The organism is Streptomyces sp. NPDC023527 (genome assembly GCF_055560115.1).
The window spans coordinates 293,637-305,279 of sequence record NZ_JBVHJJ010000010.1 but is presented as its reverse complement, the minus strand read 5'-3'; the positions used below and the strand labels follow the sequence as shown (position 1 = coordinate 305,279).

The window sequence follows — 11,643 nt, the reverse complement described above, 5'->3', positions numbered from 1 at the left end:
TATTCGCAACGGGTCGTCCGACCCGGACGACCGGCCTCGCCCAGGTGGTGAGGCCCGTGTAAACACGTGGGAGAACTGATGCTTCAGCGTATGACTTCGTCTGCCATCGGCCTGGTCCTGGCGGCCGCCGGGGTGTTCGGCCTCGGCAGCCCGGCGATCGCCGGCGGGGTGGGCAACAGCGAATGCACCGCAGGCAACATCTGTTTCTGGTCGGAACCTGGCTTCCAGGGTGAGAAGACGGTGTACAAGTCGGCGCTCATCGAGTGCACGCGGATCGTCAAGCCGTCCCAGGACGCGCCGGAACGCCGGATGACGGCCAGGTCGATGAAGAACCGCACCGAGCGTACGGTCGTGCTGGGCTACAACGACCCGCTGTGCCTCGTTCCGCACAGCACCACCCTCTCCCAGACCCCGCTTCACCTCACCCCCCTGTCGGACAACGCCGACATGGGCGAAGGCGTCCAGTACATCCGGACGACCTGACCCAGGGCGGGCGGCATTTCGCCGGAGAGCTCCTGCCTGCCTTGAGGGCTTCCTTGAGGCCTTGATCGAGGCAGGGGCTGTCCGGCAATGACGGACGGGCATCTAGGACGGGCCTTGACCTAGAGGGCGGTTAGCGTGCGGTCAGGTCAACGCACTCGTCCCAGGAGGCGCTCGGATGACCGTCAAGCCTGTCCCCCAGGGCTACACCACGGTGACGCCGTGGATCATCTCTCGCGACACGGTCCGGCTCATCGACTACGTGAAGCGGGCCTTCGACGCCGAGGAGCTCGCGTGCCTCACGGCGGAGGACGGAAGCGTCGGGCACGCCGAAGTACGCATCGGCGACTCGGTGGTGATGATGTTCGACGCGAGGCCGGAGTGGCCGCCCACCCCCGGATTCCTGCGGCTGTACGTCGAGGATGCCGACGCCGTGCACCGTCAGGCCGTAGCGGCCGGCGGCACGTCCGTCAGCGAGATGACCCACCTGTTCTTCGGTGACCGTGTCGGACGGGTGCGCGATCCGCTGGGCAACCTGTGGTGGATCCAGACCCGCGTCGAGGACCTGAGCCCGCAGGAGATGGAACGACGTCTCGGTGAACCGGAGTTCATCAAGGCGATGGAGTACATCCAGGGCGCCGACTTCTTCACCGACGGAGCCCGCGACGCCGCTGCCCGCGGCGACCTGTAGCCGGTAGGCGCATCGGCCCGATCGTGTCACTTCGCGGCGGGGCGCGTTGGCCGGGTATGAACCCTTTCCAACGCCTGTCGGTCCGATGCCGGGGGACCCGATGCCGGGGGACCCGATGCCTGGGGATCCGACGCCTGGGGGCCGTCCTCACCGCCGCCGCCATCGCCCTGGGCACGGCCGCTCCCCCAGCGAGCTGCCGTGCCCCGTCGCGCGCTGCCGTCACGAGCCCCGTGGCCGATCGCCGGCCGGCTCCGCCAGCCGCGCCCCAGGCTACGGATCCGGGCCCGGTGAGGAGGCTCTTCGGTTCGGAGAACCGGCGGATGCCCACTTCGCGGCGGGTCGTCGCGCTGACGTTCAACGCCGCGTGGGACGAGGCCGGGGTGGCCACGGCCTTGCGGGTGCTGCGCCGGCACAAGGCACCGGCCACGTTCTTCCTGACCGGGCAGTTCGCCGAGAAGCACCCGGAAGTCGCTCGGGCGATGGCGGCCGAGCACGGGATCGGCAACCACTCCTACAGCCATCCGCGGTTCGGCGACCTCACCACGGGGGCGGCGGCGCGGGAGGTCCTGCGGGCGGACCGGGCCATCCGTCGGGCGACCGGGGTGGTGCCGCTGCCGTTCTTCCGTTTCCCCTACAGCGCCACCACCCCGCGGGGCATCGCGGAAGTCAACGCACTGGGCTTCGCGGACATCGAGTTCACCGCCGACACCAACGGCTATCTCGGCACCGACGGCGGCATGACGGTCCGAAAGGCCGTCGACCGGGCCATGGACGCCCTGGCTCCGGGAGAGATCGTGCAGATGCACATCGGCACCCCTGCGGGTCATGGGCCTGTCCTCGACGTCCAGTCTCTCCCCCGGATCATCGAGGCCGTCCACGCCCGCGGGTACCGGATCACCGACCTGAGTACCCTCCTCAACGGCTGAAGCGGAAGGATCGAAGTTCGCCCCATTGGCTCAATGACAACCCAGTTTTATGAGCCATTGGTACAGTTTCGCGGAGGGAACGTCGACCAAGGAGGCCGGTGGCTCATGGCCGTGGACGCGCTGGACGCGAAGATCCTCCGACTGCTGCTGGAGCAGCCGCGTACGAGCGTGCGCGAGTACGCGCGCGTGCTGGGCATCGCGCGCGGCACGCTCCAGGCGCGGCTCGACCGGCTGGAGCGCGAGGGCGTGATCACGGGGACGGGGCCGCGGCTGTCGCCCGCCGCGCTCGGCCATCCGGTGCTGTCGTTCGTTCATATCGAGGTCACCCAGGGCCACCTGGACACGGTGGCCACCGCGCTGGCCGAGGTGCCCGAGATCATCGAGGCGTTCTCCATCACCGGAGGCGGCGACATGATGGCGCGCGTCGTCGCCCGGGACGCGGGACACCTGGAGGACGTGATCCAGCTGTTGGTCCAGCTTCCGGGCGTGGTGCGCACCCGCACAGAAGTGGTCCTGCGCGAGCGGGTTCCGTACCGGATGGTGCCGTTGGTGGACTCGGTGGGGCGGGCGGCTCAGCGAAACCTGTGATCCGTGACGTTTTGTGTCCCGAGTGCAGTGGCTGACCGGCGGTAACCGATCAGCCCCCCGATTTTCCGGACGCCGGAGCGGGTGCGATTATCTGGACGCTCGACTCAACACGCAAGGAACAGAGGCATAGATGGACAGATGTGGGGGAAGGCCGGCCCGTCGGTGGAGCGCGGCCGTGATCGCGTCGACCGCGGCGGTCGCCGTCGCGCTCCCGGCGACGACCGCGGGGGCCGCAAGCAGCCTTCCGGCCGTCACCGCGAAGGGGGCGTTCCTGCTCGATGGCAAGACGAATCGCCAGCTGTGGGCCAAGGACGCCGACACCAAGCGGCAGATGGCCAGCACCACCAAGATCATGACCGCGGTCGTGGTCCTGGACAGCCGAGGCGTCGACCTGAACAAGCAGGTCACCATCAAGCAGTCCTACCGCGACTACGTGGCGCGGAACGGCGCGAGCACGGCTGACCTGCGGACGGGCGACAAGCTGACCGTACGGCAGCTGCTGTACGGCCTGATGCTGCCCTCCGGGTGCGACGCCGCGTACGCGCTCGCCGACACGTTCGGCAGCGGCAAGACCGAGGCGGCGCGCACGACGTCGTTCATCGCGAAGATGAACAAGAAGGCGTCGGAACTCGGCATGAAGAACACCAAGTACGACTCCTTCGACGGCATATCGCGGGCCGGGGCGAACTACACCACACCGCGCGACGCGGCGCAGCTCGCCCGGCACGCGATCGCGAACAGCACGTTCAGCACGGTCGTCAAGGCGACCAGCACCCGGCAGAAGGCGGCGAACGTCAACCGCACGTACTACTGGGACAACACGAACAAGCTGCTCGGCTCGTACAAGGGCGCGATCGGCATCAAGACGGGCACCGGCACCCAGGCCGGACCGTGCCTGGTGTTCGCCGCCCAGCGCGACGGCCGGACCGTGGTGGGCGTCATCCTCAACGACGCCACCAACCGCTATCCGGACGCCGCGAAGATGCTGGACTGGGCTTACCGGACGAAGACGAACGTGAAGCTGCGTCAGCTGCCGGAATCGGCGCAGCGGGACTGACGCGCCACCGCGGGGCCGGGCCGACCGGGCCGAGCATGGCAGGCGCGGCACAGCACGGCCAGTGCGAGGCCCTCAGGGAAGATCTCCGTGGGGGCCTCGTGCCTTTTCGGCTTCAGCCGAGGAACGACAGCCTGACGACTCGGTCGGGATTGTCCACATTGGTGTCCACGAGTACGACCGACTGCCAGGTCCCCAACTGCAGTTCGCCGCCCATCACGGGCAGTGTGGCGTGCGGCGGCACCAGTGCCGGGAGCACGTGGTCCCGGCCGTGGCCGGGGCTGCCGTGGCGGTGGCGCCACCGGTCGTCGGGCGGGAGCAGATCCTGGAGCGCGGCCAGGAGGTCGTCGTCGCTGCCCGAACCGGTTTCGATCACGGCCAGGCCGGCTGTCGCGTGGGGAGTGAAGACGTTGAGCAGGCCGTCCCGCCCATCGGCGTTCTCCCGGAGGAAGGCGGAGCACGCGTCCGTCAGGTCGTAAACCGTCTCGGCGGAGCCCGTCGGGATGTTGATCGTACGGGTGGTGAAGGTGTCAGCCATTGCTTCACCGTAACCGCCGGACCGGTGCTCATGGCAGCTACGCCACGACCGGGACCTCCGTCGAACCGGCCCCCGAGCGGATCGGTTCTTCACACGTGCCGGTCGCTGCGGCAGTATGAGCGGACCAGGTGATCACGGTCGTGTCGGCTCACGCGCGCCGGAGCCGTGGCACCGAGGCAGGCGGGCCGTGAGGAGAGGCATGCGCGTCGGGCTGTTCGTGACCTGCGTCAATGGCACGCTCTACCCGCGTACGGGGCAGGCCGTCGTCACCCTGCTGGAACGGCTCGGGGTGCGGGTCGGCTTCCCGATGGCGCAGAGCTGCTGCGGGCAGCCCATGTTCAACACCGGCTACCGCCACCAGACCGAGCCCCTGGTGCGCCGCTACGCCGCCGCCTTCCGCGACTACGACCACATCGTCACCCCCTCCGGCTCCTGCGCCGCCATGGTGCGCGACAACTACCCTCGCATCGCGGCCCGGGCGGCTGCGGAGGGGCGGGGACGAGGGCCTCTCCGATGCGGCCGCGAGCGCGGTGCCCAAGACGTATGAGCTCACCGAGTTTCTCGTCGACATCCTGGGCGTGACGGACGTCGGTGCCTACTTCCCGCACACGGTCACTTACCACCCCACCTGCCACGGGCTACGAGTGCTGCGCCTCGCCGACCGCCCCCGGCGGCTGTTGGAGCAGGTCGAAGGGCTCGTACTCCGGGAGCCGGCGGGCGCGGAGGAGTGCTGCGGCTTCGGCGGCACCTTCGCCCTCAAGAACCCCGCCGTCTCCGCCGCGATGGGCGCCGACAAGGCCCACGCCATCACCAGGACCGGCGCCGACACCGTCTGCGCCGTCGACAACTCCTGTCTCATGCATATCGGCGGCGTCATGGCCCACAGAGGCTCCACCGTGCGTCCCCTGCATATCGCGGAAATCCTCGCCAGCGAGAAGGGCAGCGTCCTATGAGCGCCACCTACATGGGCATGCCGGCCTTTCCTCGCTCCGCCGATGTCTCCACGAAAGACAGCCGACTGCGCGCCAACCTCCGCCACGCCACCCACACCATCCGTGCCAAGCGCGCACAAGCCGTCGCCGAACTGGACGACTGGGCACGACTGCGCGCCGCCGGAGCCGCGATCAAGGACCGTACGCTGCGCCATCTCGACCACTACCTCGTACGACTCGAGGAGGCCGTGACCCGCGCCGGAGGCACGGTCCACTGGGCGGCGGACGCGGCGGAGGCCCATCGCATCGTCACCGGATTGGTCCGGGCCACCGGCGAGAACGAAGTGGTCAAGGTCAAGTCGATGGCCACGCAGGAGATCGGGCTCAACGAGGCCCTCGCCGAGGCGGGGCTCCGCGCGTACGAGACCGACCTCGCCGATCGTGCAGCTCGGCGACGACCTCCCGTCGCACATCCTCGTATCCGCGATCCACCGCAACCGCGGCGAGATCCGCGATATCTTCCGCGAGCGCATGGCGGACTGGGGGCGCCCGGCCTCCGAGGGGCTGACCGACCGGCCCGCCGATCTGGCCGAGGCCGCGCGGCAGCACCTACGGGAGAAGTTCCTGCGCGCCAAGGTCGGTGTCTCCGGTGAGAACTTCCCTCAGGGGTAGTTCTGGCGCTAGCTTCAGCTGTGCCCATCGTGCCTGAGTTCTTGCATCTCGTGTATGCAGGCCCGTTTGACGCCTACCTCTACGGCCGCGCCAGTCGAGACCCAAAGAAGAAGGGACGAAGCGTCAAAGACCAGCTGGCTGAAGGCCGCGAGTTGTGTGAGAAGCACCAGTGGCCGATCGTGGGTGTCTTCGATAAGGACGTCGACCGGTCCGCGTCACGGCACGCCAAGAGAGTGCGAATGGACTTCGAAGCGCTGCTGGAGGGCGTCGAGGCTGGCAAGTGCCGCATCGTCGCGCCTGGGAAGCGTCGAGAGCGTGAGCCACGTCTCCGAGCCGGTGGATGCACGGGTCCCCGGACACCGCGAGGTGGAGGCCGCCGCCGGCGTCATCGTCGCCGGCCATCCCTTTCTGCTTGGTGAGTTCGCTGCCCAGAGCGATCGCAGTGTCGCGAGCACCCTTCATGACAACGTCGACCATCCCCATGGACGCCTTGATCATCCCCGAGGCGGTCAACCGCATCGTGTCGCTCACGCCATCCCTCCCGATTACTGACGTCGCGAGACCGCTCTATCGCACGTAGCACGACCGTGGACCAGAGGCCCGACACCTCCACCCCGCGGGGCTCCTCCAGTACGCCGAGGAGCGCCTGCCGTGACTACTTCATCGACCACCACCACGAGGGCTACGGCACACCCGCCACCTGACCGCCGTCGCCTTCGGCTCGCGGCCCCAATCGCCCCAGGGCCCCCTCACTGAGGTTCTTCAGCAGTGCCGCTCCAGGGTGAGTACGGCTTTGGCAATTGATGTCATGCGGTTCGGGCTGCAGCGGGCGTGGCGGAAGATCCGCCAGGGCTTGAGGCGGGCAACGCCGCGCTCGACCGGGGCGCGGGTCCGGGCCAACGCCCGGTTCGCGGTCTGCTGGGTGGGGGTGAGGTCGCAGTGCGGTCGGCGCTTGACGCCGGTGGTGACCCAGGGACCTCCTCCCTGGTAAGCGAGGTCGGCCAGGATGGGGATGCCCTGGCGTTCGCAGATACGGATGATCCGGTGGGTACGGGCGTCGGTCAGGTCATGGGCGCGACCCGGCAGCGCGGGGGAAAGCCACAGCAGCCGGCCGCCAGGATCGGTGACTACCTGCACGTTCACGCCGTGGCGGCGGTGTTTGGCCGAGTAGTCCGCCCGCCCGTCACCGACGCGGTCGCACTCGGCGAAGGCGCCGTCCAGCAGGACGAAGTCCGGGTCGGCTTCACGCAGTGTCTTGAGCAGGCCCGGAGCGCGCTCGGCGAGCAGGCCGGTGACCGCGGTGGTGTAGACGTGGGCGGTGGACTCGCTGATCCCGAAACCTGCGGCGATCTGCGCCAACGTGCTGTGCTCACGTAAGTACACGAGCACCACCATCGCGCGTTGAGACGGGCGCAGCTTGCAGCGCCGGTCCCCCTCGCGGGTGACGATGAGCATCGTGACCCACTCCACGAGCGCATGCGGCACGTCGAGTGCGGCAGGGTAGGTGACCAACGAGGTCTCCAGGACTGCTTGGTTGAGACGTCAGACATCTCCATCAACAATCCGGGTGCCTGGCCTGATACGCGCCCTCAGCCGTCATCCGATCGGTGCCCAGACTGAAGAAGCGCAGTAACGAGGACGAGGAACGGATTGGCGTCATCCGTCGGTCAGCTGCTGGATGGCCTTGAGCGCCTGACCCGCTCCGTTCTCGGTCATCAGATGTTGCGCCGCTTTTGCGGCGGCTCGACTGTGTGCCTGCTGCTTCACTACTTGGTGAAGTGAGTCGGCAAGTCGTTCGGCGGTGAGGGATCGGAAGGGGATCGGGTCGGTGGCGGCGCCGATGGCGGCAAGTCGCCCCGCCCAGAACGGCTGGTCCGCGGTCACCGGTACGGTGACCGCGGGCACTCCAGCACGCAACGCGGCGGCCAAGGTGCCGGCCCCGCCATGGTGGACCACCGCAGCCAGCCGTGGAAACAGCAAGGCGTGCGGTACGTCCCCGATCGTGAGCACGTCGTTCCCGTCGGCGGCAAGCCCGGCACTGCCGGCTTGGAGGATGCCGCGCAGCCCGGCGCGGCGCAGGGCTTGCACAGCGATCTCGCTCAGCCGCTCCCCGTCACCGGCCGCCATGCTTCCGAAGCCGATGAGGACGGGTCGGGGTCCGGCACGCAGGAAGTCCTCCAGATCAGTAGGCAGCCGTTCGGCCGCCTCATGGTGGGGCCACCAGTTGCCCACGACCTCCAGGCCAGAGCGCCAGTCGGAGGGACGAGGCACCAGGGCCGTGCTGAAGCCGTGCAAGATGGGCCAGTTCGCCTGTTCCTGTCGTCGACGCATCTCGGAAGGTGAGGCCGGGGGCAGCTGGAGGCGGCGGCGCAGCTTTGCGACGGCCTGTTCGTAGACGCGGTCGGCCATGCGCAGTGCGAAGCGTCCGGTGGCTCGGTTGGCGAGACGGCCCAGTGAGCGGGAGCCTGTGACGACGGGCGGGACGTCGCCGGTCGGTGCGGTGGGTTGGAGGTACACGCCGAGGCTCGGTGTGCCCGTGGCCTCGGTGAGGTGCCAGCCGAGCGGAGCCGTGGTGGTCGACAGCAGGAGCAGGTCCGTGCCATCGTCCATCACGTCGGCGAAGCCCTGACCCAGTTCGGTAATGAACGCGGCAGCAGTGCGCATAAGTTCACGTTTGCCTGTGACGCTGCCATGCACCCGTGTGTCGGCGGGGAGGCTGCGAAAATCCAGCCCTGCGTCGCGTACGAGGGGTGCGAAGGTGTCTGTGGTGGCGAGGGTAACGTCGTATCCGGCCCGGCACAGTTCGGCGCCCAGACCCGTGTAGGGCGCGACGTCGCCGCGCGATCCGGCTGCGGCGATCAGGATCCTCATTGTTCCTCCTCGGAATCGGTACGGCCACCTGCGTGGCGGGCCGCGTTGGCGTGAACCGACTTGCGCGTATAGGCGGCCAGGCCCGGGCGTTGCTGCGATGGCGGTATGACCAGAGCGAATGCGCGCGGGTCGGCGACGAAGTCGTCCGCGATGCGCCGGTGCATGTCGGGCGGGCAGGAGGTGAACCATCGTGAGATGTGCAAGCGGTGCTCCTCGGCGAGGTCCATGGCCCGCTCGCCGTTGCTCGGCTCCCCCTCGTCGAAGGCCGCGAGCAGCTCCGCGCGCCAGGCGGCGGCCTCGCCCATGAGCTGACGCCAATCCTCTTTGGTGTGAGCAGCCGCGCGCGCCATCGCCTCGCGCTGTCCATCCGAGTGCGCCCACTTCAGTTCTGCCTCGGTGGCATAGCTCAGGTCGAAGGTGATCTCACCGAAGACCTCGAAGCGTTCCTGAGGAGTCAGGGACAGCCCGGTCTTCTGGACCTCCATCGCCCGTTCCGCCACCTCGGCCAGCCGCTGCAGCCTGGCGATCTCCTCACTCAGCTGCCGCTGCCGGGCACGGAGCCGCTCCAAGGGGCTCACCTGCGGATCCTTGAAGATCGCAGCGATCTCGTTGAGAGGGAAGCCGAGCTCACGGTAAAAGAGGATCTGCTGGAGACGGACCAGGTCAGCCTCACTGTAGAGCCGGTATCCGGCGTGGCTGCGGTCACTGGGCGAGAGCAGCCCCGCCTTGTCGTAGTGATGCAGTGTCCGCACCGTCACCCCGGCGAAGGCCGAGACCTGCCCCACGGAGTAGCTCATCTACCTGCCCTTTCGTCGGTACACAGCCTCAAGCCTGACGTAAGGGGAGGGTCAACTCCCGCTCGCTGGGCCTCGGAGCGCGGCCTTGCCCACCTCAAGTCCTGGAGGATCTTCCGTCCCGCCCACTGCAACCACATGACGTCAATTGCCGAAGCCGGGTCCGCACAGGCAGTGCTGGGCGATGTAGAGGCCGTGGCGCTCGGGGAGGCTGCCGTGGTAGATGGCGGGCGCCCAACCGCGAGGAGCAACGCCATGCCCACGCTGATCAGTTGCAACACCGGCGAGATCCCCATCGGCGGGGCCGTCCTCGTCGACCACAACCTCCCCGTCACCGTGCTCGCCATCGACCCGCCGCACGAGGAGGACGACTTGGGGCGCGTGACCGTGCACTACTCCTGGGGCCACACCGAGGACATCGGCCCCGGGCGACTCGGCGCGTACATCGACGAGGACTGACCTCGGCGGATGCGGTCCGGACCCGAATCCGGACCGCATCCGGACACCCCGAACCCGCCCATTCTCAGCGGCCAGCCGCGTTCGGCGCACGGTGTCGGCCGCGCAGGCGGCGCCCAGCCGTCCGGGGCCCGGGCATCCGGCCTCAGCCACCGCTCACGCTCATGGCCAGGCTCCTCACCCGCCGCAAGGCCCAGACCGCTACCCGCCGCGACGTCAACCCGTACTACCTGGCACAGGCCGCCTGATCACTCCGTCTCCGGGCCGTCGCCCCCCCAGGAACCCGGCCTGCGCCCGCTGCGCGACCCCATACACACCGACGACAGCGGGGTGGACGGTAGCCCTTCTCGGTATGGCGGATGGTGAAAGAGCTGCTCAGGGTGTGTTTCCAGCACCGCATGCGTGCCGCACTCGGCCAGCGCGGCCATCCTCACCTGCGGAAACGCTGCCTTGTCCAGGCCACAGGTATTGCCGGGCCGGCCAAAGGCTGCCTCGTTCACGGCCGTGTCCGCCACGTCCCAGCAGGTGCTGTCCACCGCGACCAGCCGCAGGCCCCGCCAGAACGTTCCCGGCGTCCTCTCGTCACCCAAAGGCCCCGCACTGGTAGCGAACAGCACCCGCAACGGTTCCGGCCCCAGCCGGTCCCGGGCCCTGAACAGTGAAGACTTCGCCGGAATCCGCCACGGCCTCAGCATCCCAGCACCGCGCAAGCCCCCGGTCAGGTGCCGCAGCACCTCCAGATACGGCGCCGGCGAGAACAACGCCAGACCAAGAACGAAGTAGACCACCAGCCGCGCGGGCAGCAGCCGTCTGCGCTGCTCGGTCCGGCCACACGCAGCGACGACCCGGTCTACCAGACCTGGCGGATACACCCAGGTCAGCAGCCCCAAGCCCGATAACTCCGACACCCTCTCGGCCACCGGCACCACCCCCGAGCATCAGTCCGGCAGCATACGCCCGAACCAACGAACCGGTAAGGTTGCGCCCTGCGCCACGGCCAGCGGCTCTTCTCCCGGACGCGTGCGCTCCACCCCCGGCGGCTGCCGGGGCCCGGCCGCGCCTGGACGGATACCCGCGCCCTGCCGACGGAGACCGGTCGCCCGCCGAGTCCGTCGACCTCCTCGCCCATAACCTCGCGGACTATCGGGCGCTCGTCCACCGCGTGGACGCGGTCGGCCTGCCGGCGCTGCTCACCGGGCTGCTGGCCGAGCGGCGTGCCCGCCGGGTCGTCATGCCGGAAGGGCTGCCCCGCGCATGGCTCGCGAGCGCTCCGGTGGAGCTCCTCCGGGACGCCCCCGCACTGACGCCGCACGAGCTGGACGCTGTGGACAGCGTCGTGACCGGCTGTGCGCTGGCGATCGCCGAGACCGGCACGGTGATCCTCGACGCGGGTCCGGCCCAGGGTCGCCGGGCCCTCTCGCTCGTGCCGGACCATCACCTGTGCGTCGTGCGGATCGACGACCAGGTCGTGGACTCGGTGCCGCAGGCCCTTGAGCGCCTGACCGCCACGCGGCCCCTGACCTGGATCTCGGGTCCGTCGGCGACCAGCGACATCGAGCTGGACCGGGTCGAGGGCGTCCACGGGCCGCGCACCTTGGAGGTCGTCCTCGTGGCGGGAGATCCACGGGCCGTGTGAGCCGC

Annotated in this window: 14 protein-coding genes and 2 pseudogenes; 11 read left to right on the top strand and 5 right to left on the bottom strand. The window is 69.0% G+C overall.

Annotation, left to right across the window (positions count from 1 at the left end):
* The first annotated feature begins 90 nt into the window (after positions 1-90).
* From ACZ303_RS21590 to ACZ303_RS21570, 5 genes are all read left to right on the top strand, one after another.
* Positions 91-483, top strand: coding sequence for a peptidase inhibitor family I36 protein (locus tag ACZ303_RS21590; RefSeq protein ID WP_467341325.1), 393 nt, complete (start codon positions 91-93; stop codon positions 481-483).
* Positions 484-658: 175 nt separating this feature from the next.
* Positions 659-1,171 carry a VOC family protein gene (locus tag ACZ303_RS21585; protein WP_467341323.1) on the top strand — a complete coding sequence of 171 codons (513 nt, stop codon included), beginning with the start codon at positions 659-661 and terminating at the stop codon, positions 1,169-1,171.
* A gap of 320 nt (positions 1,172-1,491) precedes the next feature.
* Positions 1,492-2,097 (top strand): polysaccharide deacetylase family protein, encoded by a 606-nt coding sequence (locus ACZ303_RS21580; RefSeq protein ID WP_467341321.1) that lies wholly within the window; start codon positions 1,492-1,494, stop codon positions 2,095-2,097.
* A 105-nt stretch (positions 2,098-2,202) separates the two neighbouring features.
* Positions 2,203-2,685 (top strand): Lrp/AsnC family transcriptional regulator, encoded by a 483-nt coding sequence (locus ACZ303_RS21575; protein ID WP_467341319.1) that lies wholly within the window; start codon positions 2,203-2,205, stop codon positions 2,683-2,685.
* Between the two features lie 130 nt (positions 2,686-2,815).
* Positions 2,816-3,742, top strand: a complete 927-nt coding sequence (locus tag ACZ303_RS21570; RefSeq protein ID WP_467341317.1) for a D-alanyl-D-alanine carboxypeptidase family protein — start codon at positions 2,816-2,818, stop codon at positions 3,740-3,742.
* 112 nt (positions 3,743-3,854) lie between these two features.
* Here ACZ303_RS21570 and ACZ303_RS21565 read toward each other — a convergent pair whose 3' ends face one another.
* Positions 3,855-4,277 (bottom strand): YjbQ family protein, encoded by a 423-nt coding sequence (locus ACZ303_RS21565; RefSeq protein WP_467341315.1) that lies wholly within the window; start codon positions 4,275-4,277, stop codon positions 3,855-3,857.
* 199 nt (positions 4,278-4,476) lie between these two features.
* On the opposite strand from ACZ303_RS21565, the pseudogene ACZ303_RS21560 reads away from it, so the two are divergent.
* From ACZ303_RS21560 to ACZ303_RS21545, 4 genes and pseudogenes are all read left to right on the top strand, one after another.
* Positions 4,477-5,230: pseudogene (locus ACZ303_RS21560) on the top strand ((Fe-S)-binding protein).
* A pseudogene (locus ACZ303_RS21555) lies at positions 5,227-5,869 on the top strand (LUD domain-containing protein); the annotation flags it as partial. The pseudogenes ACZ303_RS21560 and ACZ303_RS21555, both read left to right, overlap by 4 nt.
* Positions 5,870-5,901: 32 nt before the next feature.
* Positions 5,902-6,300, top strand: coding sequence for a recombinase family protein (locus tag ACZ303_RS21550; protein WP_467341313.1), 399 nt, complete (start codon positions 5,902-5,904; stop codon positions 6,298-6,300).
* Positions 6,197-6,433: a hypothetical protein gene (locus ACZ303_RS21545; RefSeq protein WP_467341413.1), complete on the top strand. Its 237-nt coding sequence runs from the start codon at positions 6,197-6,199 to the stop codon at positions 6,431-6,433. Before ACZ303_RS21550 ends, ACZ303_RS21545 begins: the two co-directional genes overlap by 104 nt.
* Before the next feature lie 210 nt (positions 6,434-6,643).
* Here the strand turns inward: ACZ303_RS21545 and ACZ303_RS21540 are convergent, their stop codons facing one another.
* From ACZ303_RS21540 to ACZ303_RS21530, 3 genes are all read right to left on the bottom strand, one after another.
* Complete coding sequence (locus ACZ303_RS21540) at positions 6,644-7,393, bottom strand: transposase (RefSeq protein WP_467341311.1); 750 nt, start codon at positions 7,391-7,393, stop codon at positions 6,644-6,646.
* A 144-nt stretch (positions 7,394-7,537) separates the two neighbouring features.
* A complete protein-coding gene (locus ACZ303_RS21535) occupies positions 7,538-8,752 on the bottom strand; it encodes a glycosyltransferase (protein ID WP_467341309.1) in 1,215 nt (404 codons plus the stop codon).
* Positions 8,749-9,549, bottom strand: a complete 801-nt coding sequence (locus ACZ303_RS21530; RefSeq protein WP_467341306.1) for a MerR family transcriptional regulator — start codon at positions 9,547-9,549, stop codon at positions 8,749-8,751. The genes ACZ303_RS21535 and ACZ303_RS21530 overlap by 4 nt, the downstream gene beginning before the upstream one ends.
* A gap of 252 nt (positions 9,550-9,801) precedes the next feature.
* Here ACZ303_RS21530 and ACZ303_RS21525 point away from each other — a divergent pair, with 252 nt between their 5' ends.
* On the top strand, positions 9,802-10,005 hold the full coding sequence (locus ACZ303_RS21525; protein WP_467341304.1) for a hypothetical protein: 204 nt from the start codon (positions 9,802-9,804) through the stop codon (positions 10,003-10,005).
* 245 nt (positions 10,006-10,250) lie between these two features.
* On the opposite strand, the gene ACZ303_RS21520 is transcribed toward ACZ303_RS21525, so the two are convergent.
* Positions 10,251-10,892, bottom strand: a complete 642-nt coding sequence (locus ACZ303_RS21520) for a transposase domain-containing protein (RefSeq protein WP_467341302.1) — start codon at positions 10,890-10,892, stop codon at positions 10,251-10,253.
* Between the two features lie 89 nt (positions 10,893-10,981).
* Here ACZ303_RS21520 and ACZ303_RS21515 point away from each other — a divergent pair, with 89 nt between their 5' ends.
* Complete coding sequence (locus tag ACZ303_RS21515; protein ID WP_467341300.1) at positions 10,982-11,638, top strand: LutC/YkgG family protein; 657 nt, start codon at positions 10,982-10,984, stop codon at positions 11,636-11,638.
* The last annotated feature ends 5 nt before the right edge of the window (positions 11,639-11,643 follow it).